The sequence below is a fragment of the Enterococcus ratti genome (assembly GCF_001886195.1).
Taxonomy (GTDB): Bacteria; Bacillota; Bacilli; order Lactobacillales; family Enterococcaceae; genus Enterococcus_B; species Enterococcus_B ratti.
In genome coordinates this window covers 17,212-42,561 of sequence record NZ_JXLB01000008.1, presented here as the reverse complement: position 1 = coordinate 42,561, position 25,350 = coordinate 17,212, and the positions used below count along the sequence as shown (strand labels likewise).

21 protein-coding genes and 1 pseudogene are annotated in these 25,350 nt (G+C 34.1%); 4 read left to right on the top strand and 18 right to left on the bottom strand.

The window, feature by feature from the left end; genetic code table 11:
* Positions 1-195 precede the first annotated feature (195 nt).
* The 3 genes from RV14_RS05105 to RV14_RS05095 are packed head-to-tail and all read right to left on the bottom strand — an operon-like array spanning position 196 to position 4,466.
* Positions 196-2,082, bottom strand: coding sequence for an ABC transporter ATP-binding protein (locus tag RV14_RS05105; RefSeq protein ID WP_071855223.1), 1,887 nt, complete (start codon positions 2,080-2,082; stop codon positions 196-198).
* Positions 2,079-3,806: an ABC transporter ATP-binding protein gene (locus RV14_RS05100; RefSeq protein WP_071855222.1), complete on the bottom strand. Its 1,728-nt coding sequence runs from the start codon at positions 3,804-3,806 to the stop codon at positions 2,079-2,081. The genes RV14_RS05105 and RV14_RS05100 overlap by 4 nt, the downstream gene beginning before the upstream one ends.
* A gap of 15 nt (positions 3,807-3,821) precedes the next feature.
* The gene (locus RV14_RS05095) at positions 3,822-4,466 is read right to left on the bottom strand and encodes a TetR/AcrR family transcriptional regulator (RefSeq protein WP_071855221.1); all 645 of its coding nucleotides are present in this window, start codon (positions 4,464-4,466) and stop codon (positions 3,822-3,824) included.
* Positions 4,467-4,678: 212 nt separating this feature from the next.
* Between RV14_RS05095 and RV14_RS05090 the strand changes: the two genes are divergently transcribed.
* Positions 4,679-5,299 (top strand): NAD(P)H-dependent oxidoreductase, encoded by a 621-nt coding sequence (locus RV14_RS05090; protein WP_071855220.1) that lies wholly within the window; start codon positions 4,679-4,681, stop codon positions 5,297-5,299.
* Between the two features lie 525 nt (positions 5,300-5,824).
* Here RV14_RS05090 and RV14_RS05085 read toward each other — a convergent pair.
* The 10 genes from RV14_RS05085 to RV14_RS05040 all read right to left on the bottom strand — a co-directional run bounded on the left by RV14_RS05085 (position 5,825) and on the right by RV14_RS05040 (position 16,950).
* Positions 5,825-6,661: an MBL fold metallo-hydrolase gene (locus RV14_RS05085; protein WP_071855219.1), complete on the bottom strand. Its 837-nt coding sequence runs from the start codon at positions 6,659-6,661 to the stop codon at positions 5,825-5,827.
* Positions 6,662-6,672: 11 nt separating this feature from the next.
* Positions 6,673-7,806 (bottom strand): glycoside hydrolase family 88 protein, encoded by a 1,134-nt coding sequence (locus RV14_RS05080; protein WP_071855218.1) that lies wholly within the window; start codon positions 7,804-7,806, stop codon positions 6,673-6,675.
* A 293-nt stretch (positions 7,807-8,099) separates the two neighbouring features.
* Positions 8,100-9,866, bottom strand: a complete 1,767-nt coding sequence (locus tag RV14_RS05075; protein WP_071855217.1) for a glycoside hydrolase family 35 protein — start codon at positions 9,864-9,866, stop codon at positions 8,100-8,102.
* A 23-nt stretch (positions 9,867-9,889) separates the two neighbouring features.
* A complete protein-coding gene (locus RV14_RS05070) occupies positions 9,890-10,714 on the bottom strand; it encodes a carbohydrate ABC transporter permease (RefSeq protein ID WP_071855216.1) in 825 nt (274 codons plus the stop codon).
* Positions 10,704-11,594 (bottom strand): carbohydrate ABC transporter permease, encoded by an 891-nt coding sequence (locus RV14_RS05065; RefSeq protein ID WP_071855215.1) that lies wholly within the window; start codon positions 11,592-11,594, stop codon positions 10,704-10,706. The genes RV14_RS05070 and RV14_RS05065 overlap by 11 nt, the downstream gene beginning before the upstream one ends.
* A gap of 63 nt (positions 11,595-11,657) precedes the next feature.
* On the bottom strand, positions 11,658-12,998 hold the full coding sequence (locus tag RV14_RS05060; protein ID WP_071855214.1) for an ABC transporter substrate-binding protein: 1,341 nt from the start codon (positions 12,996-12,998) through the stop codon (positions 11,658-11,660).
* A gap of 394 nt (positions 12,999-13,392) precedes the next feature.
* Positions 13,393-14,415, bottom strand: a complete 1,023-nt coding sequence (locus tag RV14_RS05055; RefSeq protein ID WP_071855213.1) for a LacI family DNA-binding transcriptional regulator — start codon at positions 14,413-14,415, stop codon at positions 13,393-13,395.
* A gap of 30 nt (positions 14,416-14,445) precedes the next feature.
* Positions 14,446-15,063, bottom strand: a complete 618-nt coding sequence (locus RV14_RS05050; RefSeq protein WP_071855212.1) for a YitT family protein — start codon at positions 15,061-15,063, stop codon at positions 14,446-14,448.
* Between the two features lie 369 nt (positions 15,064-15,432).
* Positions 15,433-16,587 carry an AI-2E family transporter gene (locus tag RV14_RS05045; protein ID WP_071855211.1) on the bottom strand — a complete coding sequence of 385 codons (1,155 nt, stop codon included), beginning with the start codon at positions 16,585-16,587 and terminating at the stop codon, positions 15,433-15,435.
* A gap of 9 nt (positions 16,588-16,596) precedes the next feature.
* Positions 16,597-16,950, bottom strand: coding sequence for a PTS glucitol/sorbitol transporter subunit IIA (locus RV14_RS05040; RefSeq protein ID WP_071855210.1), 354 nt, complete (start codon positions 16,948-16,950; stop codon positions 16,597-16,599).
* Positions 16,951-17,086: 136 nt separating this feature from the next.
* On the opposite strand from RV14_RS05040, the gene RV14_RS05035 reads away from it, so the two are divergent.
* Both RV14_RS05035 and RV14_RS12225 read left to right on the top strand, forming a co-directional pair.
* Positions 17,087-18,109, top strand: a complete 1,023-nt coding sequence (locus tag RV14_RS05035; protein WP_071855209.1) for a lactonase family protein — start codon at positions 17,087-17,089, stop codon at positions 18,107-18,109.
* A 14-nt stretch (positions 18,110-18,123) separates the two neighbouring features.
* Positions 18,124-18,285, top strand: a complete 162-nt coding sequence (locus tag RV14_RS12225) for a hypothetical protein (protein ID WP_167359841.1) — start codon at positions 18,124-18,126, stop codon at positions 18,283-18,285.
* Between the two features lie 415 nt (positions 18,286-18,700).
* Here RV14_RS12225 and RV14_RS05030 read toward each other — a convergent pair whose 3' ends face one another.
* The 5 genes from RV14_RS05030 to RV14_RS05010 all read right to left on the bottom strand — a co-directional run bounded on the left by RV14_RS05030 (position 18,701) and on the right by RV14_RS05010 (position 24,313).
* Positions 18,701-19,138, bottom strand: a complete 438-nt coding sequence (locus tag RV14_RS05030; RefSeq protein ID WP_071855208.1) for a hypothetical protein — start codon at positions 19,136-19,138, stop codon at positions 18,701-18,703.
* Positions 19,139-19,223: 85 nt separating this feature from the next.
* The gene (locus RV14_RS05025) at positions 19,224-21,101 is read right to left on the bottom strand and encodes an LTA synthase family protein (RefSeq protein WP_071855207.1); all 1,878 of its coding nucleotides are present in this window, start codon (positions 21,099-21,101) and stop codon (positions 19,224-19,226) included.
* Between the two features lie 286 nt (positions 21,102-21,387).
* Positions 21,388-22,212, bottom strand: a complete 825-nt coding sequence (gene nadE / locus RV14_RS05020; protein WP_071855206.1) for an ammonia-dependent NAD(+) synthetase — start codon at positions 22,210-22,212, stop codon at positions 21,388-21,390.
* A gap of 12 nt (positions 22,213-22,224) precedes the next feature.
* Positions 22,225-23,697, bottom strand: coding sequence for a nicotinate phosphoribosyltransferase (locus RV14_RS05015; protein ID WP_071855205.1), 1,473 nt, complete (start codon positions 23,695-23,697; stop codon positions 22,225-22,227).
* A 271-nt stretch (positions 23,698-23,968) separates the two neighbouring features.
* Complete coding sequence (locus tag RV14_RS05010; protein WP_071855204.1) at positions 23,969-24,313, bottom strand: DUF1827 family protein; 345 nt, start codon at positions 24,311-24,313, stop codon at positions 23,969-23,971.
* Between the two features lie 191 nt (positions 24,314-24,504).
* Here RV14_RS05010 and RV14_RS12905 point away from each other — a divergent pair.
* A pseudogene (locus tag RV14_RS12905) lies at positions 24,505-25,263 on the top strand (MerR family transcriptional regulator).
* The last annotated feature ends 87 nt before the right edge of the window (positions 25,264-25,350 follow it).

Sequence of the window (25,350 nt, the reverse complement as noted above, 5' to 3'; positions counted from 1 at the left end):
TCTACGTCCAGCTTTATTTTAACGATGCTGCTCATTTCTTTCAAGCAATAAATGGTTTTTTATTAAAAAAAATGTGAGAATTTTCGCATTTTACATACGATTTATTAAATATATTTAAACAACTTTCGTTATAAATAATAAAACACATGGAAGATTCTCATAACGGCTTCCATGTGTTTTATTATTTCATTGAGTTTAAGAGACAGCTTCTTCTGAGAATTGGCTGTTGTATAAATCAGCATAAAAACCGTTTTTTTCCATCAGCGTGATGTGATTACCCGTTTCAACAATCGAGCCATGATTCATCACAATAATATTGTCAGCGTCTCGTATCGTTGACAGTCGGTGAGCAACAACAAAACTTGTCCGATTTTCTAATAAACGATTCATCGCTTTTTGAATCAATATTTCTGTACGTGTGTCTACACTGGAAGTCGCCTCATCAAGAATTAATACGTCAGGATTAGCTAAAAATGCACGAGCGATCGTAATCAATTGACGCTGTCCTTGTGAAATATTGCTGGCCTCTTCATTCAATACAGTGTGATACCCTTCAGGCAATTTGCGGACAAAGTCATCTACATGCGCAGCTTTTGCTGCTTCGATCACTTGTTCTTGGGTCGCATCATCATTCCCGTATTTTATGTTGTCGTAGATACTCCCCGTAAATAACCATGTATCTTGGAGAACCATTGAAAATTGTGCGCGTAAATCATCTCGTGATAGGTCTCTTGTATCTACACCGACATAACGGATACTACCGCCGGAAACATCATAGAAACGTTCTAATAAATTGATCAACGTCGTTTTCCCTGCACCGGTCGGACCAACGATGGCGACCATTTCTCCGGGTTTTACGTCCAGATTAAAATCAGTCATAAGTAAGTTATCTTTTGTATAACCAAATTGAACATTTTTAAAACGTACTTTATATGGTGTATTTTCCTCAACGGGAAGCCCAGATTTTTTCTCTGTCATTTCTTCTTCATCCAACACCTCAAAAACCCGTTCAGCCGAAGCTACAGTTGATTGAATAGTATTCATCAAACTGGCCAATTGAGTAATTGGCTGTGAAAATTGAGTCGTATATTGCAAGAATGCTTGAACATCACCAAGCGTCATATGCCCATTCGCAACTTTCACTCCACCTAAAACCGCGACAAAAACATAGCCTAAATTTTTAACAAAATTCATCAAAGGCATGATAATAGCAGAAATAAATTGAGCTTTCCATCCTGCTGCATATAGTTTTTGGTTTTCTTTTTCAAAAACTTCTTGGTCTTTTTCTGTATGATTAAATGTTTTAACAATGGTATGACCGCCATACGTTTCTTCTACTTGATTGTTTAAAAGACCTAAACTTCTTTGTTGATCTGCGAAAAACACCTGAGATTTTGGTGCAATGATCATCACAACAATTAAGCTCAATGGAATCATTAATAAAGCTACAAGCGTCAATTGCCAGCTAATCGAAAACATCATTATTATAACGCCAATTAACGTAACGGCGCTCGTAACAAATTGCGTTAAGTTTTGTTGAAGTGTGCTAGCGATGTTATCCATGTCATTGATTGCTCGCGACATGATGTCTCCGTTAGTGTGTGTATCATAATAAGAAATAGGAACACGATTCATTTTTGCCTCTAAGTCATGTCGCAACTCATATACCGTGCGCTGTGAGACTCTTGTCATAATAAATTGTTGTAAAAAGTTGAATACTGCCGCAATCAAATACATCACAACGACGGTTGCAATGATTTGCGCAATCTTATCAAAATTAATCGGAAATTTTGTTACCTGTTGTCCCGCCTGCATTTGTTTTGCACCCGCCATGACACCGTTAAATATTTCAGTCGTTGCTTTTCCTAGGACTTTTGGCGTTTGTATTTGAAAGATAACTGCCGCAATAGCAAGCACAAAGACGGCGATAATTGCTACTAGCCGTTTTGACATATAGCCAAACAAACGTCTGACTGTTCCCCAAAAATTTTTAGGTTTTTCTCCTTTAGCACCAATACCGCGTCCTGGACCGTGCCCTGCGCCCATTGGTCTATGAGAAGGTTTCGTATTTCCTGTATTCATGCTAGATCCTCCTCTCTTAGTTGCGAATGAACAATTTCTTGATATGTTTCATTCGTTTTAAGTAATTCTTTATGTGTACCTTTTCCAACTAATTTTCCTTCATCGAGGACTAAAATTATGTCTGCATCCATTACAGTACTTACTCGTTGAGCGACTAATACTGTCACACTTTCTTTCATGTTTTGTTTTAATGCTTGACGCAGTTTGGCATCTGTTTTAAAGTCCAAGGCTGAAAAGGAATCGTCGAATACGTAAATATCTGCGGGTTTTACTAACGCCCGTGCAATAGCTAACCGTTGCTTTTGCCCTCCAGAGAAATTTCCTCCGCCTTGTTCCACGTGGCTGTCTAAGCCGGCTTCCAATTCTGAAACAAAGTCTTTTGCTTGAGCAATTTCTAAAGTTTGCCAAATTCTTTCGTCCGTTGCATCGGCTTTTCCGTATTGCATGTTTTCTCTGATCGTACCAGAAAATAGCATTGCTTTTTGGGGAACGAATCCCATTAGTTCACGTAAATTATGCTGTGTCATCTCTGTAATACTTACACCATTGATTTTAATCGTTCCAGATTCCACATCATATAACCGGGGAATCAAATTAACTAATGTCGATTTACCTGACCCGGTTCCTCCGATAATTGCAACGATTTCACCAGATTTTGCTGAAAAGTCAATATCTTCCAATGCTAATTTTTCTGCACCGTGGTAGCGATAGTTGACATGATTGAAAGAAATGGAGGCGTCTTTTCCGGCTAAGGCAATTTCTTTGGGATTTTCAGGGTCCGCAATTCCCACTTTTTCATTCAATACTTCATTGATGCGATCTGCAGAAGCTTGTGCTCGAGGAACCATGATAAAAATAGCTGAAAGCATCATAAAACTGATTAAAATCTGCATGGCATAAGTCATAAATGCAATTAGATTTCCAACTTCTAATGTCATGTCTGCTATGTAGTGTCCGCCGAACCAAGTAATGGCCACGTTTGTTCCACTCATAATTAGCGTCATCATCGGCATCATTAATGCAACGATTGTATTTACTTTGATGGCTGTATTCGTGTAATCTTTATTGGCTAAATTAAAGCGATTTTCCTCAAAGCGTGTTTTGTCAAAAGCACGAATGACCCTCACCCCTGTTAATCCTTCACGAAATACTAAATTCAAGCGATCCGTCTTTTTTTGCATGCTTTTAAATAATGGCACTGCAAAATACATGATTCCGCCAATAACTACTAGCATGATTGGGATCACCACTAAGAAAATTTTGGTTAGTTCGTGATCCTTTTGATATGCTAAAAAACTCGCACCAATTAATGTAATGGGAGCGTTGATCATCATTCTTAAAAACATTTGTGTGACCATTTGAATTTGAGTAACGTCATTTGTGGTACGTGTAATTAAAGAAGCTGTACCGTATTTGTCAAAGGCGTCTTTTGTTAAACTTTCTGCTTTTTTATAAACATCCGTACGTAATTGCTTTCCTAATTTTTGTGACTCACGTGTAGCAAAAAAAGTATTCGCAATCGCTGCGAAAATACTCACTAAAGAAAATCCGATCATGATAAATCCTGTATGCCAAATATAATCGACATCGCCTTGTGCAACTCCTTTATCGATAATATTTGAAGTAAGTGTTGGTAAATAAAGATCTGACAAAACTTGAATCACCATGAAGAACGCAGCTGCAATAGCTGAAAATAGTGATATTCGTCTGACAATTTTTAGCATGTGATCCCCTTCTTTCTATTTATATACGCCATCTTTCAACCAAGATAATTTTAATTTAAATTCTTCGATTGTTTGATCTATGGAGTAATCTTTTGACTTTGAAAATGATTTATAGGCATGTGCAACAGTAGTAAACACGATATTCATAATCAACTGGACTAGTAATTCCATTTCATGATCTTCTTTGGCTTTAAGTGTTGTCCGATCAATCAATTCAATCAACTCTTTAGCATCTTGTTTTTGTTTTACATGCGGCTCACGTGAATAGTCTTTAACACGGGGAATCACTCTACGTGAAGCTCGATAATCCATATTCATGAACAAATTTCGATAAAACGAAGCATTTTCTCCAACTAGGATTTCATGAATCAATTTAGTAAAATAAAGTTCAAAACCCTGAAATAAATCCCCATTTACTTCTTTCATCAACTGAATCATATCTCTTGAACTATCCCGTCTAAGCGTTTCAAAATAATAATAGTAAAGGTCTTCTTTATTTTCAAAATACTGATAAAAACTTCCTCGAGGAATTTCTGCAATCTTTACAATATTAGCAATGGAAGCATCTTTTAACGGAACTCTGGAAAATTCAATTTTAGCAGCTTCTAACAACCGTTTCTTTTTTTCTTCTGGTAGATGAAAAAAAGTCTGTGTAGGCATGTTTATCCTCCTTTCTTTCTATAAATATGACAGACTGTCATATGACACCTTGTCATTATAACACTAAAAAGTTGTTTTGCAAGATAATTGCATGATATTTTCATAAATTTGTTGAAAAAATCTACCTTAAAAAAACTTGATACTCTTTTTTCTTTCAAGTAAACTAGCTATGTTAGTCACATAACAATAATGATTAAAGGAGAGAGAGTATCATGACATCAGTTTTAGTAGTAAAAGCACACCCTTTAACAGCAGAGGAATCTCGTTCAGTTAAAACATTATCTACATTTTTAACTAGTTACAAAGAAAATCATCCCGAAGACGAAGTGACTGTCTTAGAACTTTATCGTGAGGATCTTCCAGAAATTGACGAAGACTTACTTTTAGGATGGGAAGCCCTTCGTGCAGGCGCTGAATTCACCACTTTATCGGAAAATCAACGACAAAAAATTGCTCGTTTTAATGAATTAACGGATCAATTTCTTGCATCAGATAAAATTGTGATTGCCAATGCTTTGTGGAACTTAAATATTCCAACAAAATTAAAAGCATGGTTCGATACCGTCAACGTAGCCGGCAAAACATTCCGCTACACAGATCATGGTCCAAAAGGATTAGTTTCCGGTAAAAAAGCATTGCATATTCAATCAAATGGTGGTATCTACAATGGACAAGACTTTGCTTCTCAATATGTTAAAGAAATTTTAAATTTTGTGGGAATTGATCAAGTCGAGCAGTTATTTATTGAAGGCATTGACTATGCACCGGACCGTGCAGAAGAATTGATGCAAGCTGTCTTAGATAAAGCGACAGAATTAGGTAAAAATTTCTAGTTAAAGTAGGAAGAAAAAATGAAAGAATAAATATTTAACTACAACAGTCAAGAAGTATGCTATACACACGTGAACTTTTTATGTAAAAGGCTTATTCAATGCAAATCTGTTACAAAATCATAAAAGTCCAAAGCCGTCTATCACATGATCGTTGTGATAAACGGCTTCTTTTTTGTAAAAAATCGATGTTCCAGTAAGTGTAAAGCTTCGCGTTCAGAATACTTGCAAAGTATATAGGATAGATTGAGCTATATTGATAGCACTTATTTTCCTACTAAAAAAGAAATCAATCCATTTATGGTATTTCCTATTCTCTCTCTTTATTTTCTTTATTTTCTTTTTTTCGTCCATTATTCTATTTTTATTATATTAAAAAAACAAATCCTCCTGTCTTTTTTCTTTGATCCTTGAAAGACCAAAGTAACTAGAAATTCTACTTATTTTTGTCAACTTCTGACCTTTTCATTGAATTACTGATAAACAAAAGAAAATTTAAACGTTTTACATGATTGATACCATGACTCATTAAATTTCAATAACCATTCCATCGTAAGCAGTGATTAATTGATGTCTTTTTCCTAATTCCTGCATCTCTTGATACGTTAAACCGCCATTATGGGAAAAATGATTAGTAATATAAATCGTATCATTTTGACAAAGTGAACGTTTTTTCAACTCTGAAATCAACCGTAAGTTTTCATTAACATTCATATGAATAGTGCCAGCTTCTTTTTGTCCTTGTCCTGTACAATCAAGAGAAACGGCATCAAGTATTAAATTATTACTTTCTAGGTAATTCAAGACATCCTCCATAGGAAATCCTGTATCGTGCATATAAAACAAGCGTTTTTCTTCTCTTTCAATCACATAAATAAAACAATCACTAACTTTTCTTCCATGGACTGCTGGCAAAGCATGAACAGTGTAAGATCCAATTTTATAGCTTTTAAAAGGCGCTAACTCTTGAAATTCAATACGTGAAGCTTCTGTCATGTTTTCTAATTTGAACGCTCTATCAAAAAATTGATGGACTGTAGCATTTCCGTAAACAGTCATTTTTTTATCCAAGTCATTTCCATAAGGACTCATACGAAAAGCTAAATCTTCCGCATATAAATGATCGCTGTGCCAATGAGTAATCAACAAATGTTCAATCGTATTAAAACTCAATTGATGTTCGCGCAGATGAAAATAACTGTCCCCAGGAAAATCAATTAACAAATCCCCATCATCTACCAACGTTTGCGTTTGCGTCCGTAAGTCTTTTCCTCCATGTTGACGTGCGTAACGACAAATGCGACAATTGCAAAAAATTGCCGGTACTCTCTCTGCAGCAGCTGTTCCTAAATAATGTAATTTCATTGTTTCTCCTCCTACCAATAAGTTGACCAACTACGATCCAATCTTGTCAATGCTTCAAAATAAAAATAATCGCCCCATATTGTACATTCATCAATCCCATTTCCACTCGGCTTTGAATAAACGCCTTGAACTAATAATCCATTAGAATTAGGATAATTTTTTGTCGTATAATTTTTTATTAAGCTGCTCATGATTTCTTGTGCTGCTTCTTCATATCTTTTTTTCCTATTATCTGTTAACGGCAAATGCTTTGCTAGTTCCAATAAACCGCAGACGACAATTGCCGAAGCCGAAGTATCCCGTTCTTCTTTGGAACCTTGTTGGAAAATCAGATCCCAATAAGCAATTTTATCTACAGGCAAATGCGCTAAATAATAATCAGCTAATTGACAAGCCGAATCTAATAAAGTAGCATCCCCGGTATGAGTATAGTTAATAGCAAAACCGTAAATCCCCCATGCTTGTCCTCTCGACCAACAAGAATCATCTGAAAATCCTTGTGCTGTTGCCCCAAAACGAGGCTTTCCCGTCTCAACATCCATATAATATGTATGAAAAGTTGAATAGTCTTTTCGAATCAAATATTTTTGTGCTTTTTTTATATGCGCTTTTGCCGCTTTTCGATAAACAAGGTTTCCCGTCTCGTTTGAAGCAAAATAAAGCAGAGGCAAATTCATATTACAGTCGATAATCATTCTTCCTTGCTGCTTTTTATCTAAAATATCGCCCCATGCTTGAAAGATACCCGCATTTTCATTGTATCGACGCATTAAAATATCTGCAGCTTTTAATGCTAATTTTTTAGAAGTAACGGTTTTGTTTTCACGATAATCTGCCACTGCCGACAAAGAATATAAGAAACCAATGTCATGATGATTTAAAACAATTTCCTGATCTAAACGTTGTTTAAATACTTCCAATTGCTTTACAATTACTTGTTTGATTTTTTCATTTGGTTGATATCCTTGTGCTAAATGCAACATACCGATCCAAAAACCATCCGTCCAATCGGCATTTTCAACTGCTGGATAAATATAATTAGTGGATACAGCAGCAGGTACCAACGTTTCAAATAATTTTAAATTGTTATTAATCTTTTGATAAACATTGTCTATTTCTTTTTTTATTTGTGCCTTCGTTAACATGGTTTGCCTCCTAATCAGGTAAAATCAATTCTTTATTTTCTACAATCACTTTTCTATCTTTTACTAACATTATTTATTCGGGCGCCTTCTTTTTTACGTTCTCACTAACGCTTTTTTGTTGAAAGTGATGGTTTCTTTAATACTTTTAGCTCTTTTACGGAAATTTATCTAAACTTTTCAATGAGACTTTACAGGTCAAGAAGGCTGTCAGTCCAAAACTACGTATCTTCACTATAAATTTTTTGTCTCTTTTTGAATGTATCTATGTGATTGAAATTGCGCTTTATCCGGATTTATTCCATTATAGGAAGCTGAGTAAAACGTAATTCATCAATTGCTATGCCTTCTGTTTCAAAAATAATGACTTCATTGGCGCCTTCTTGCCAAAAATAATCGGGAATGTATAACGTTTTAACAGGACCTATACTCCAATAACGACCCATATTTTGGCCATTCACGAAGACTACCCCTTTACCGAAGCGGCTACAATCCAAAAACGTATTAACCACTTGAGGTAAATGAATGACTGTTTTATAAAAACTTGGTAATTTCTCATTGGCAGCCTTAGAAAAATCGATTTTTGCAAGCTGTTCTGAAGTAAATTCCAAACAGTAATGTGCCCAATCAGAGATATAATGGATATCTTCCATTACACCACTTCGTATTCCTTTTCTTTGGGTATCGGCTACTAATTTAGGTCCATAATTATTTCTTCCCATGTTTTCAACCAACAAACTTAACTCATTTTGCTCTTTTTTTAATTCAAAAGAAATTTCTTGTCCTAAAGTTTCTTGATATTGGGTCGCTACTGCTTCTTGATTGATAAAAAATTGTACTCGATCTGAAGCATTGACTATCTTTAGTTTTTCTATGTACCGTTTATTTACTAATGAGCTTCGATAAAGGATGTAACCAAAATTTTGACCTAGTTGTTCCATAGGTAACGTATAGTCATGAATGATTGGTGTAGTGATGTCTTCTAAAACGGCAAATAATCCAACACTTTCTTGAATGGAGTAAGTTCCTAAATTTATCACTTCTGGATAGATGGGTTCTGCTATTTTTGCAGTTGGTACTTCTTCTTTGATTACTTTTTGAATGGCAAAATATTTGTCAGTAGGTGCCCCCCATTCAGTAAGCGGTGCATCATAATCGTAAGAAGTAATTTGGGGGTCATTGTCTCTTCCCGCATCTGAACAGCCATTGTAAAAACCGTAGTTAGTGCCGCCTTGAAACATATAAAAATTAATACTTCCTTTTTGCAAAACTGCACGTACTTCTTCGGCAGTTTCCTGCGGATTTCTACGAATAATTGGTTTTTGCCAAGAGTTAAACCAACCGTTCCAAAACTCCATACACATTAAAGGCTGCACCAACCCATTTTTTTTCTGATAAGCTTGCAAACTAGCGAAATTTCCTGCTGCATCTGAACCAAAATTAACAGTCGCTAAAAGATTTTCTTCGGTTAATGTGCCTGCTTCTAATGCCTCTTTCCAACCGCCATCCGACGTAAATAAAGGAACATTAAGAAATTTACGAAGCTCTTCTACTAAGAATTTCAAATAGACTTTATCCTCACTGTAAGAACCATATTCATTTTCTACTTGAACCATTAATAGTTTCCCCCCTTTTGTAAATTGATAAGGGACGAGTTTCGGTAAAAGTACCGCATAATAATCAGTAATTGCTTGCAGATAAAGAGGATGTTGGCTACGAACTCGCATATTCCCATCTCTTAAAAGCCAAGCAGGTAAACCACCAAAATCCCACTCCCCACAAATATAAGGACTGGGGCGAACAATGATAAATAATCCTAATTCTTCAGCGATTCCTAGAAATTTTATGACATCTGCAAGACCAGAAAAATTAAATTGTCCTTTCATGGGTTCATGTAAATTCCAAGGGATGTAGGTTTCTACACAGTTACAGCCCATGGCTTGTAAATTTTTCAGTGTTTGTCGCCATTGAGTGGGTGGAATCCTAAAATAATGAACTGCTCCAGAAATTAGCTTTACTGGCTGTCCATCAACATAAAATTTCTCTTTAATTTTAAAATCCATTTTATTGCTCCTCCTAAAAAATTTTATTTAATAGCTGAATCTAATCCATTTGATTTAAACTTTGATTGTAAAAACATGTACAATAAAACAATTGGAATGACTGATGTAGCTAAAATTGCCATTAGGGACCCATAATTTAATGGATCATAATTGTTTTGTGTCATATTTTGAATAATTAGTGGCACCGTAAATTTTTTAGAGTCAGACAATACAATCAATGGAATTAAATAAGAATTCCAATACCCCATAAATGTAAGCAGAGCCGTAGTAATAATGCTAGGAGTTAAAACGGGAACAGCAATCTTTAAAAAAATAGTCCACTCGCTTGCCCCATCAATTCTAGAAGCTTCCATTAATTCATTGGGAAATTTTTTCGCATATTGACGCATCATGAATACAGATGTAGTGGAAGCCATGCTAGGAATGATAACGCCTGTAAAGGTATTAGTTAACCCGAATTTACTTAAAATATAAAAAGTTGGAATCAAAGTGGCAAAACTGGGAATCATTCGAGAAACCATTACGAGGTTGAAAATCAAACGACTGCCTTTAAAACGATACTTTGCCATAACATATCCAGCTAGTGTAGTGACAAAAGTAGAAAGAGCTGTTCCGACAAAAGTAATAATAGCTGAATTAATTAATATGCGGATGTAATCATATTTTTCTTGAACTTCTTTGAGATTAGTTAAAAAATGTGGTCCAACCATAAAATTAATTTTTTCTCCCAAAATCACTTCATTGGTTTGGGTGGAAGCAATTAGCATATAAATATACGGCAATGCAAAAATGATGAGCCCAACTAATAAAACAACATAGATTAGGCAGGGACTTAATTTATGCTTCATTGTTTTTTCCCCCTATGATAAATTGAATAATTGACAATATTGCTGCAATAATTACCATTGTCCAAGAGATGGCTGAGGCTTTCCCAAAATCAACCATTTCAAAACTGGTTTTATATAGGTTAACTCCAACTGTTGCTGCTGAAGAATCCGGTCCAAAACCGTTTTTAAATAAAATGTTAGGGACTTCAAATGCGCCTAAACCATTAATGGTAGACAAAATCATGCCCATTAGCACCACTGGTTTTAATAAAGGGATTGTAATTTTAAAAAACTTCTGCATGCTATTTGCGCCATCGATATCCGCACTTTCATAAATTTCAATTGAAATATTTTGTAATCCTGCTAAAAATAAAACGGTGTAATAGCCAACGTTTAGCCAAATAGAAATAATGATGATGGATACTCGTGCCCAAAAAGGATCCGTTAACCAAGGAATAGGTGATAAGCCAATTGTTGTTAAAATTGTATTAAACAGCCCTGTAGGATTATAAAAAGTTAAAAAAACTGAAGATACGGCGACAATTGAAGTAATGGCTGGTAAGTAATACACGGTTCGAAAAAAACCTTTGCCTTTAATGGTCGGTTGATTCAAGAGCACAGCAAAAGTTAATGCAAAAAAGATGGTGATGGGTATTGAGAAAAACATAAAAATAAAAACATTAAAATAAGATTTAAAAAATAATGGATCCTTAAAAATAGTGATAAAATTATCTAATCCAACAAAATCAAGAGAAGTTGATACTTTAGCAAAACTAAAGCCAAATGACATTATAGCTGGAATAAGTAAAGTAACAACAAATAATATGAGAAACGGCAACAGCATAATATATGCTGTTCGGGAGTAATTGGTGTTTGCTTTTTTCTTTTTAGGTGATTCCATGTGTCTACTCCTTTTCAGTTTTAAAATAGACTAGGACTTTTATCCATCCTAGTCATTTATTGGCTATTTATTCACTTTTACGCCATATTTTGAAGAAAAATCCTCTGCTTGTTTTTTTAGAGCTTCTTTAATGGGAACGCCTTTGTTTTTTATATCATAACTAGCGGCTTCAATATAGTTGTCTAGATCGGCTGAATAAGGGAATACATAACCTTCAATACTGTTTTGACTGATTTCATTTAACGTTAACAAAATTTTTTGTTTGCCATAATAAGAAAATTCTTTTTGTGCAATTATACTGGTGTAAGCGGCCATATTTGCTGGCAATCCGCTTAATTCCATATAAACATCTAAAGCATCTTTATCTGTTAACGCAAAGGTAATAAATTGCAATGCAGCTAAAGCATGGTCTGAATTTTTTGGAACATAGTAGCTTGATCCTCCACTCATAGGAGCAAAGTTATTGACTGAATCAACCACAGGAATCGCTCTAATTCTCCATTTTCCTTCATCGGCTGGATGATCTACTGCTTGATAAGAAGCGAGCCAGCCACCAGCCAACATGATGCCGCAATCCTGACCAATAATGGAATAATCTTTTGAATTGCCGTAAGAAACTAAATCTTCCTTTTGGAGTTTTTGAATGATTTTATACGATTTTTCGACTGCTGGATCTAAAAGATTTAAATTGCCGCCTTTATCAAATAAGGAAATACCTTGCTGATCAGTTAAATATTTCACTAAGTCCAACTCACCTGTGTCTCGCATAAATAATAATTTTTTACCGGTTTTTTCTTTTAATTTTTTACCTGCTTCAATCAACTCATCCCAAGTCTTAATATGTATCATATCCACGTCTGCTTCTTTAAATGCTGCTTCGTTGTAAAACATTGCAGCGTTGCCCCAATCATTAGGAAAACCATAAATCTTTTTTGAGGAAGCAATATTTTCTAACATGTTCATTTTCGCTGAATAAAAGTTCTTCCCATATTTTTTTACAAACCCAAAATCTTCTGCAGAATAAAAACGATCTTCAAATTTATCAAAAAGTGATCCTGCATTACTGTCTTGCAAAAAAATTAAATCCGGCATTTTTTCATTTGCCACTAACTTAGGGGTTACTTTTTGAACCATTGGAATAGCCGGTGCAACATCAACGGGGGTTAGTTTTAATTTTGTATGGTACTTTTGGTTATAAAGTTCCATTGCTTTTTGTAAATAATCTGTATTCTTTCCTTTGGGAACGTATGCTTCAATAGTTGCTTTTTTCACCCGCTTTTTTGTTGCTAATTCTTTTGCTGAGGCCGCAGTTTCCTTTGCTTTAGAAGGACTATTTCCACAAGCGACCAAACTAACTAACACTATTAATCCTAAAGCTAAGTTTAACCATCTTCGAACCTTCATTTAATTTCCTCCTTTTTGTAAACGCTTTTTTCAAAACATAGAATACACCTTAGTGAACAAAATGTCAATAATTTTAGTGAATATTTTTATTTTATTTACTAAAAATATAACTATAAAAATTACTCTATTTTACTTTCCATATTACGTTTTAAATATAAAAGATAGCGAATATTCACCTTCATTAGTCTTTCTTTGCAATATGAGAAATTATTTTTTCTTCCAAATCGCTGTTTTCTATCTTAATCAAATAAAAAAATCGGAAGAGTTTATAAAAAAAATAAGCAGGCACTTCTAAAAATTTAAAAGATAAATTTTAGAATTGTCTGCTAAGTAAGGTTCAGGTTTATTTTTTTCATTGTTAAAAGAGATTTATCGACCGTTAAGGAATTCCCACTCAATTTTTAAAAGGCTTCATCTCATTAACTGTACTTCCTCGTAACATTAATTCTGTAGCAATTATCAATTTTTTAGCCACTTTGCATTCTGTTTCTAAGCGTTCTAACAGTAACTCAATACTTGAAGCCCCCATAATTTCTGTATGAATTCTTACTGAACTTAATGTGGGGAAAACATGTTTGGCTACACTTGTATCATTAAATCCAATTAAAGAAACTCTTTCAGGTACTTGAATGTCTTTTTCTAATAGAGCCCGCAAGGCACCGACAGCCAATGGATCATTGGCTGTAAAAAAAGCAGTTGGTAGCTGTTTGTCGAATTGATTAATTGCTTCTTTCATCATTTCATAGCCGCTTTCAACATCAAACGAAGACTGAAAAACATTTTCCGGCTTATAAATCCCCATTAAACACATATATTTTTCAAAGGCAATCGTCCGTTTATCTTTTCCAACTGGATGATTGGGTAATGTTTTTCCGTAATCAATTCCACCGATAAATCCAATATCCGTATGGCCGGTTTTAATAAAAAAATCAATCACACTGTGAACTGCTTGGTCAAAATCTAATGAAACGGAATCATAGTTTGCCGAAAGAATGTCCATTCCTACAAAAACCACATGATCAGTAAAATTTATGAGAATTTGTTGCTGTTCTGGTGTACATTCGCCTATAGAAATTATTCCAATGACTCCTTTGCCAAAATACATTTCATCGTCGCAAAAATAGCGAGCAATTTCATAGCCTTCATCTAATATTTTTTTTTCAGCACTCATTCTAAGAGAAAGATAGTACACATCATCCAATTCATCTTTTTCCGTCATCCACTGAACGATAGCAATTTTGCCTTTATCAATTACACGTTTTCTCTTATATTTCTTGTATTCTAATTTTTCTGCGGCTTCAAAAATACGTTTTCTCGTGTCATCACTTACTGATAATGTCTGATCAAAATTTAAAACCCTAGAAACTGTTGTTTTAGACACTCCAGCTAAATTTGCAATGTCTTTAATTGTTGCCATACTAGCACCTCGTTTTCCATCCATTCCTGTCTATTTTAATTTGGTTTGCTTTAACAGAAAACCTAAAATATAAGAATTTACTAAACTAAATAAAAAACCAATCACTACTGATTTTAACCCATATGTCATCAAACCTAAAGCCAAAACAAAAAAATTAATCGAACGGATTCCACGAGCAATACTAAACTTTGGGTGTTTTTTGTGAATCGCTAAAGCAATTACATCCATTCCTACAGTAGAAGCATTTGCTGAAATACAACAGTAATAGCCAATTGCTATAAAAAAACTAGCAAATAAAAAATCGACACCGACATTTACTTGAACATTGATATTCGACAAATAAAAAAAAGTAAAAAAAGTGTTATAACAAATACTACTGACAATTGATTTGAAAAAATTAGCCTTCCCTAAAAACAACCAGCAAAAAACTAATAAAAGAATCGTCACGCCTGATGTCAAATAAACAATCGACACCCCAGTTATCCTTTCCAAAATCATGGCAATACTCGTCACTCCGCCATTAATAATGTTATTGGGTTTCATCCATTTGGCATAAGCTAATCCTAATAAGACATTTCCGATGATAATTTTTAGGATGGCCTTTAATTCTATTAGAGCCGTCTTATTGGTTATTACTGATTTTTTCATTTTTTATCCTCCTAGTCGCGATAGGAATCCGATTTCATTGTAGTATAATATACCATCAATGTCGTTATTTTGGCAAATAGTTCAGTAAAATTTTAGTGAATAATCAATGATAAAAGTAAACCTTAAGCGCTAAAATATTTTCTGTCTAAAAATGTTTCTTGGACGCCTCTTCAAAAGCAAACGTTTTGTATCCTCGCTATCTCAACGGTTAGTGAGATCCTCGAATAGTATTCTTTGTGCCCTAGCTGAAATAACAATCAAACAGCAAATTTAATTTAAGCTACTTTTCTTTTTTATCTATTTTCTAAAAAATTAGAGAGAAAAAGCTAATACATTACTTTCTCTCCCTAATCTTTTATATTTTTACACTTACTTTTTGCTTTTTTCCTCATATAAAGTTGAAATGGTCGTATACCATTCAAAAATGTGGGAAATCACTACTTTTGCTGCTGCATAGACGGGAATGCCTAAAATAACTCCCACAATCCCAAACAATTTCCCAGAAGTTAGCAAGACCAAAAGAATCGTTACTGGGTGAATGGCTAGTTGATTGCCTAAAACTAACGGTGAAATTAAACGACCTTCAATTGTTTGTTCTAAAGCAAATACAATCAACACTTTGATTAACATGACAGGACCAGCGACAATTCCTAAAAACACTGCTGGTATCATCGCTAAAAATGAGCCTAAGTATGGAATCAAATTTAAAAAACCAGCAATAATTCCTAAAGTAACTGCATAATCCAAGCCAATAACGGTAAAGCCAATGATAAACATGATTGCTACAGCAAAAGCAACCGTTAACTGACCACGAATATAAGAAGAAACTTGATCGTTCATTTCACTTAATACTTTTAAGGTTGGCTTACGCATGCGAGTCGGCAAAAAACTAACAAAGTAAGGAGCCAATTGTTTCCCATCCTTCAATAAATAAAAAAGAATAAAAGGCATGGTAAGTAAGGCTACGATGATTGTAGCAACAGCTCCTACAAAACTTCCTAAACTTTGAACGGTGCTTTTTGAAATATCTTGTAACATTTCTCCGGTAGAACTCATAAATTTACCGCCAGCTGATTCTAACTGTTCTCTAAATTGATTGAATAATGGATCTCTTAATATTTCTGTCAATTTCGTATCAATGGTATCAATGTACTTAGGAAAGTTATTGATAAAACTAATTGTCTGTTCTTGGATTTTTGGAATAATGACTACAGATCCCCAAACAATTAAAGCGATTACTAAGATAAACAAACCTATGATACTGTATAATCTTGGAATTTGACGCTTTTCCAGATAATCAACAACTGGATTCATCAGGTAATATAAAATTCCCGCTAAAATGATCGGCAACCCGACAATCGCTAAAAATTGCCAGATTGGTGCAAATAAATAAGAGACTTTTGTAAATAAAAAGACGATCAATAAAATTAAGAGTACAACTAGCAAAGCAGTAACTACTTGATTATTTAAAAACCATCGCCAAAACCAAGAAATTGATTTTGATCGCTTACTCTTTCCTTCCATAACCTTCACCTACCTATATTCAATTTGTGTACCGATCTTAATCTTAGGCAAATGATAGGGGGTTAAATAAATGCCATTAGCAATACTGTTTTCTTTAGAATAACGATCAAAAATCAATGTGACATGCCCAACTGTATTTAAATTTTCATTGGCCATCGTTCCGACATGTTCAATCGTATATTCTTGTTGATCAAAAGAGAGAATGCCACCTTTTTTTAGAGAAAATCGTTCGTTTGAGGTAATTTCTTGGATCACTGAATAATTACGTAAAATAGAAGTTGCTGTTTGATCAAATAAAATCAAAATGGGTTCTTTTTCACTCACAGCTTCTTTTCCTATTTCTTTTATGGTTGCATGAATCATTTTTATTCGCTCCTTTGCTATAGAAATCTTTCTTTAAACCTATAATAAGTATAACATATTCTCTTTGTTTCACTGTCATGAATCAATATGTGCTAAAATAAAAAAGAAACGATTTATACATTTTAGGAGGGATAAAATGAAAGAACAACTCATTTTAGGAACATACACTAGACGCGTAAGTGAAGGTATCTATACCATTGAACTAGATACTGAAAAAGAAGAAATTTCAGGATTAAAATTAGTTGCAAAAGAAAACAGTCCAACATATCTAGCTAAAAGTAAAGCCAAAAATCTTTATAACGTAACGAGTATTGATGGCTTAGGAGGTATTGGTGCTTATGACAAAAACTTTCATTTTTTGAATGCGGTAACAGAAGCTGGCGCTCCTTTATGCTACGTTGCAGTTGATGAAGCACGCCAGCTCGTTTATGGAGCCAATTATCATAAAGGAGAGATTAATGTTTATCGAATATTAGAAGATGGCGGTTTAGAAGCTGCTGACGCTGTTTTTCATCAGGAAAGGACGGGGCCACACAAAAATCAAGACCATTCGCATGTTCATTACACAGATTTAACTCCTGATAATCGTTTAGTGGTTTGTGATTTAGGTACAGATCTTGTCTATACGTATGATGTTTCTGACGAAGGTAAGTTATCGCTTGTCTCCAAATTTGCGGTAGAACCGGGTGCCGGTCCTCGTCATCTCGTTTTTCATCCTATAAATAAAACAGTCGCTTATTTATTTGGGGAGTTAGATAGTACATTACGCGTACTTTTGTATAATAAAGAAACAGGCACATTTAAGGAATGTCAAAAAATTAGTACGTTACCTGACACCTTTCAAGGCGAAAACGGCGGTGCTGCTATCCGTATATCAAAAGACGGTCGTTTCGTCTACGCTTCCAATCGTGGCCATAATTCCATTGCTGCATTTGCCGTCTGTCAAAAGGAGTATACATTGAATCGAATCCAGCTCATTGCCACACAAGGTGATTTTCCGAGAGATTTCGCTTTAAATTCTGACAATCATTATGTTGTCTGTGCCAATCAAAATACTGATAATCTTTCCCTCTACTACCGCCATGAAGATACCGGTTTACTGGAATTACGGCAAAAAGACATTTATGCACCAGAATGCGTCTGTGTTTATTTCAATTAAAAAGGAGGAACAACATGAAAAAAGAAGAAGTCTTAGATCGTTTGAGAGCAGATTTAAACATTCCCTTTTTTCAAGGAAAACTTGAAAATAAAGAATACAGTGAAGAAGAGTATCAAAAATTAAAACAAGATCTGATAAAATATTTTGATGACTACGTAAGAAACGTTGAAAACTAAAGACTCAGTCATTTATTCTATTCAAAATAACAAATAATTACCCTACTTAACTAAAAACAAAAAATAAGGCGAGAAAGTATCATTCTTTTAACAAAGCAACTCTCTCGCCTTGTCATGCAGTGCTAACTAATAAATACTTGACCAAATACTAAATAGATTCCTGCATTTATTCTATTGATTTTTTAAACCATACCGACCTGTTTAAACTGCGGAAGATATTTTTTAGTGATGGTGATTGATCATTCAAGCAAGCCTATTCTTTACAAAAATAAAAACCGCCAAGTCAGAAAAACTTGACGGCAACGTTATAAATGTAATTAAAACAGATGATTCTTACCGTCTCCTCACAAAGACAATTTAGCATAAACAGTGATTAAAAACCTCCTGCAATCAGGTAACTTTCTACTTCCTTATTTTATTTATTTTTTAACAATACTTTCGTCATTTTTTGGATAGATGCAGAAATATTGTCAGTCGCTCTATCTTGTTTTTCTTCAGAAGCATCAAATAAAGCACTATCTATACCTGCCGTTGACTGAAGACTTTGAATCATCTCCTCACAGCCGTCAATATATGAAAGATACGCTTTTTCAAAAGTTTTATGAATTCCCATCACTTTTGCTGGCGGACGAAGTCGACTAATTTTTTTCATTATCGTATGATATTTTTTTGTCCCTTCTTCAAATAAACAGATAATTTCCGCTAATTCTTCGGCAGTGATTTCAGCCGTCTTCTTTTGATCAATAGCCTCTCTGATTACTTGATATTTTGGGTGCATCTTCTCGCCAATTTTTTCTGTTTCTTTCACCATTCGATCAACTGATTGCACATAATAGCCTACGTTAGGTACCATTTTTATTTCCTACTTTCTCACTATATTTCTATTTTTATTTTACTTTCTTTTCAAGAAAAATAAATAGACTTTCATAATTTTTAAACTAGTTAGCTTTATATTCAAAAAATGATTTCTTTAAGCTATATTTTTCTCCTGAAATAATATCGTATTGAATCATTTCGTAAGCTCGATATACTTCTTCTTGTTTTTTATTTAATTGGGCTTCTTTTCGCCATTGTCCGTCCTGATAGTATAATTCCTTTTCAAAAGCAGGCACTTCTTTTTCAAGTGCTAACAACAATTGATAAAAGCCGGTTGTTTTCTGACCTGCTTGTTCCATTAGATTAGCCGTAAAATAAAAGGGACTAGTTACCGTTTCTTGGACGTTTTTTTTGGCTAACTTCCTTTGGCTATCAAACATCAGAAATTGCGTTTCGTGTAATGTTTGTTTCGCATTTTTTCCTTGAATTTCATCTGAATAAATACCAGGAAGATGGTCTCCCCAAAAAACAACTAAAGTTCTTCTAGATAACTGCTTCAATTCTTCCGTGAATGTTTTTAGCGCTTGACTACTATACGCAATGTCTTGCAGATAATTTTCTAAACTGCTTTTTTCACTTTCATCCATTAGATTGACCGAGTAAGTCAAATGAGTATATTTATTCTCGTAAGGCATGTGTGTTTGCATCGTTACAAGGTGAATAAATTGTGGCTTCTGCTTATTTTTTAACAGACGCATGACTTCTTTATACGCAGCTGCATCAGAAATATAAGGATTATCCTCAACAGTATCCGTATAAGTCATCGTCCATTCACTGATAAATTTATTAAAGCCTAAAACAGCATACACGTCTTTTCGTTTATACATAGAGGTGTTGTAAGGATGAATAGCCGTTGTCTGATAATTTTGCTTATTTAACGTGGAAACAATGGAAGGCAACTGATCCATTTTAGGAACGAGCATGGTATATGGCGTGGTTAACTGAGAATTAAATAGTGCCATCGAAAAACCCGTTAGTGCTTCAAACTCAATATTAGCTGTTCCGCCACCATAATTTTGGGATAACATCTTTCCACTATACGTCTGATTAGCAATTGAATAATAATCTGCTAAAGGATCACCCGAAACCTTCACTCCATTTAATCGTCTTGGGTCAGAAAAACTTTCACTCATAACATAAATAATATTTGGCTGCTCATCTAAAGCGTTTTTATTTTTTACATCTGCTAGTTTCTGATATTTAGCTGTAATTTTATTGATCTTTTCTTGCGAATATCCTTTTGGCTTTTCCATTGGATCAATTTTTAAGTTGTATAAAAAGCCACCAATAAAGCCGGTATTATAGTAATTCATTTTTTGACTATAAGGAATCCATAAAGCCGTTTTATTATAAGCTTTGCGAAGTAAATTATTAGGTTGATTGAACTGACTAATATAAATCAACGTTAAAAGTGTTGTAATAAAGGTAATTAGTCTGACAGCTTGAATATTTCTATTTTTTTTAAAGCTGCGATAGATAACCCAAATTCCACCTGCTAAAACTATTACGATCAATCCTAATAACAGATAAAACAATGATTGGCCTACCACGTCTTTTAATAAATCAAATTCTTTGAGCATTCTTAAATCGTCAGGATAAATGGGCTCTTGTCGATAATGCATCTTTAAATAATCAGCATAGCCAAGAATTCCTATACTAATCAAGTAAAAACATACACCAAAAAGAAAAGAACCGACTACCGACACAATGAAAAGAAAAACAGCAAGCAAAACAAAACAAGCTAAAAAAAATTTTTCAGTATGCCACGAAAAAGCAAACTTTAACGCTAAATCAAATGAAAAATTATTTTGACACCATTGCAGATATAAATTACTCCATACAATGATACACACCGTGCTCACAGCATACAACGTAAAATTTAAATAATTCTTCTGTTTGGAAGAACACTTACTAAAAAAATAATTTACATATCTTTTCAAATGAATACCCCTTTAAATTCATTTCCATTTGTTTTTTCTTATCACTTTTATATTTAGCAGTGTAAAAACAGCATGTATGCAGGACAAAAGCAATTTTTACTTTTGTCCTACATTTTAAAACGAGTAAACAACAAGAACTCTTTTTTCAAAAATCAACTAAAATACACAAGAATTTGACGAATGACTCGCATAAATTCCAATCCGTTTATTGAAGCTAAATCCTTTCCAACTTCTTAGTTACCGTTTAAAAAATTTAGACTTACACTAATGCTCAATACTCGCTTCCTTACTTCCAAAAATCATCTAACACAGATATTGGCAAATGGCGCTTATGTTGTGTTTTCTGCCACCAATCTTCAATTTTTTGTTGCGCATCTACAGAAATTTTTTTTCCTTCTAAATAATCATCAATTTCCTCGTAAGTTACACCTAAAGCAACTTCATCTGAAACTAATGGTTTATCGTCTTCTAAGTCAGCCGTAGGAATTTTAGTGTATAATTTCTCTGGTGCACCTAATTCTTGCAGCAATTGTTTTCCTTGACGTTTATTTAACCGAAACAATGGAAGTATATCTGCCCCGCCATCACCAAATTTAGTAAAGAAACCTGTAATATTCTCAGCCGCATGATCTGTACCTAATACAGCACCTGCTCGTTCGCCTGCTATCGCATATTGGGTAATCATTCGCTGCCGAGCTTTAATATTTCCTTTATTAAAATCGCTAATTTTTATCCCCGCTTCTTCTAAGGCTTTTGTCTGTGCATCAACAGCAGGTTGAATATTTACGCATAAACGTATATCAGGTTGGATAAACTCTAGCGCTGCTTTGGCATCTTCTTCATCTGCTTGTTCTCCGTAAGGCAAACGAACCGCGATAAATTGATAACGCTCGCCCTTCGTTTCTTGACGCATTTCTTCCATCGCTAATTGAGCTAAACGCCCAGCTAACGTAGAATCTTGTCCTCCACTAATGCCTAAAACAAAAGCTTTCAAGAAAGAATACTTTTTTAAATAAGCTTTCATAAAATCAATACTGACTCGAATCTCATGTTGGGGATCAATGATTGGCTTAACTCCTAATTTTTGGATAATCTCTTCTTGTAAGCTCATTATCTGTCCTCCTTAATATTCATTATGCAAATCCTTTACATTTTTCTTCATGCGCTCCATAATAGCCATTTTATGATTCCAGCATTCTGTTGATAAGTCTACAGGATATTTTTGTGGATTAAGATCGCGCTTATATTCCTCCCAAAGTGATTCAAGATTACTACAAGTATACTCTTTTATTTCATTTAAAGAAGGCAATTCATATACTCGTTTTCCTTGCACAAAAATATCTTGCAAAATAGGCCGAGCGGTAAAATCACGAACCGTTTTATTGATGAATGTATGAACTGGATGGAACATGAAAATCTCATCTTCTTCTCTTGGATCTTCTTCCCAAAGCGTGACATAATCACCTTCTGATTTTCCATCAAAATTACGAGTAATGCGCCAAACTTGCTTTTTACCGGGCGTCGTTACTTTTTCCGCATTGCTGGAAAGTTTGATGGTATCGATCATCTGCCCGTTCTTGTCTTCTATTGATACCAATTTAAAAACGGCACCTAACGCAGGCTGATCGTAAGCAGTAATCAGTTTTGTACCTACGCCCCAGACATCAATTTTTGCTTTTTGCATTTTTAAATTTAAAATAGTCGCTTCATCTAAATCATTGGAAGCATAAATTTTCGCTTCGGTAAATCCAGCCGCATCTAATTGTTCACGTACTCTTTTAGAAATATAAGCCATGTCACCGCTATCGATACGAACTCCTTGGAAATCAATTTTGTTTCCTAGTTCTTTTGCAACTCGAATAGCACTTGGCACCCCCGATTTTAACGTATCATAAGTATCTACTAAGAAAACACATTCCTTATGTGTTTTCGCATATGCCATAAATGCATCATAATCATTTCCATAAGATTGTACAAGAGAATGAGCATGCGTTCCACTTGCAGGAATACCAAATATTTTTCCTGCTCGAACATTGCTTGTAGCGTCAGCACCGCCAATGTAAGCAGCTCGAGTCCCCCATATAGCCGCATCAAGTTCTTGGGCTCTTCTCGTTCCAAACTCTAATAACGGATCATCCCCAATCACTGATTTAATTCGTGCTGCTTTTGTAGCAATTAAAGTTTGAAAATTTACTATATTTAACAAAGCCGTTTCAATCAATTGACAATGAGCTAATGGACCTTCTACTTGAATCAATGGTTCATTTGAAAAAACTAGTTCTCCTTCACAAGCCGAACGTACAGTCGCTTCAAATTTAAATTTTTTTAAATAAGTTAAAAAATCTTCTGGGTAAATCTCCATTTGACGTAAATATTCAATATCGGATTCACTAAACGTTAGACTTTCTAAATACTTTACAAGATGTTCTAATCCCGCAAATACAGCATAACCATGTTTAAATGGCATTTCACGAAAATAGCATTCAAAAACAGCATGTAAATCTGCACGACCTAGTTCCCAGTACGTTTGCATCATATTGATCTGATATAAATCGGTATGCAACGTCAAACTATCATCTGGGTAAATTTTATTCATTTTTTATTACTCCTCTTGGCAAGTTTTCATTTCTTCCCCATTATAACAAAAATTTCCTTGAGTAGAAGAAAAGTTGATTATTTTCTGAAAAAGAGCAAATAAAGAAAGTGTAGACAAAAGTACAACCAACTTTTGCCTGACACCTTTACTAAATATAGGAAATAGTTACTTTGAAAAATCAATTAAACTCCATAAAGTATGAACCGTATTTTCGTAACTTCTTGCTTTTTTATCAAAGCAAAACATTACTTTTTCACATAATTAGCAGAACTCATTTTTGTTCGATAATGACAATATCTTTATTTGGTCGCTTAAATTGGATTCCGGCTTGTTCTAATTTATATTTTATGTCAATATGTATCTTAACTGCTTCACGTTCTGTATTTAAAATTCGACGAATCGCAAAATCAATTTCTTGCTTTGTGATTTTTTTCTTTGTATTGATCATCAACAATTGAATCTTATCATAGGTATCAATAAATAGAATTTGTGTCCGATCAAGTGAATAAAATTTATAATAGTTGATCGCCACTCCTCCAAAGAAAAATTTTACTATTTTGGGATAAAAAGTTTTAATATTTAAATATTTGGTAACTGGTGTTTCAATTAATTTCATCACATTCCTCTTTTCGTTTGTTTTTTATAACAATTCCACTTAAGAAAGGAATCGTTTTCAAATGCAAAAAATCTTAAAAAAACTATTTTCTCCTATATCTATTATAGCATAAAAAAACAAAAAAAAATATTCAAATTTTCTTGACCTTCCAGTTACGTTAAGGAATAAGATAAATTCATGAGGAGGGAAAAATGGAATACACAATAAAAAAAATGGCTGAAATTTCTGGTATCAGTCCTCGAACTCTACGTTTTTATGATCAAATTAATTTATTAAAGCCTGCAAGAATTACTTCTTCTGGCTACCGTATTTACAGCAGCAAAGAAGTAGATCGCTTGCAACACATTTTATTTTATCGTTCCCTTGAATTTAAATTAGAGCAAATACGGGAAATTTTAGATAATCCGACGTTTGATCATCAAAAAGCATTGGTTCAACATCAACAAATGTTACAAAAAAAAAGAAAGCAGATTGATCGACTACTCACAACCATTCAATACACTTTAGATAGTTATAAAAGAGGGGAAAAAATGCAAGATTATGAAAAATTTGAAGGATTCAAAAAACAAAAATTAGCAGAAAACGAGGCCATCTATGGACAAGAATTGCGTGAAAAATATGGAGAGGATACAATTGATGAAGCCCATCAAGCATGGTAAAAAATGACAGAAAAAACATTTAAAGAAATGCAAATCACCGAAAAGCAATTGCTAGCTGATTTAACGACTTATTTACAAGATCAAACCAATCAAAAATTAGCACTTAAAATATTTGAAGCTCATAAAAAATGGCTATCTTTCAGCTGGCCTTCTTATAGCACAGAAGCTCACAGCGGATTAGGATTATTGTACGTATCGGATAAACGATTTGCTTCTTATTATGACGAACGCTGCGGAGCCGGCGCAGTACAAGCATTGCATGCGATTATTCAAAGATATACTTCTATGTAAACTAGTCTTTGCTAAATAATAAAAAACTAAGAAGCAAGGAGAATTAGATTGATTCGTTCTCCTTTTTTCTTAGTTTTAAATTGGCCA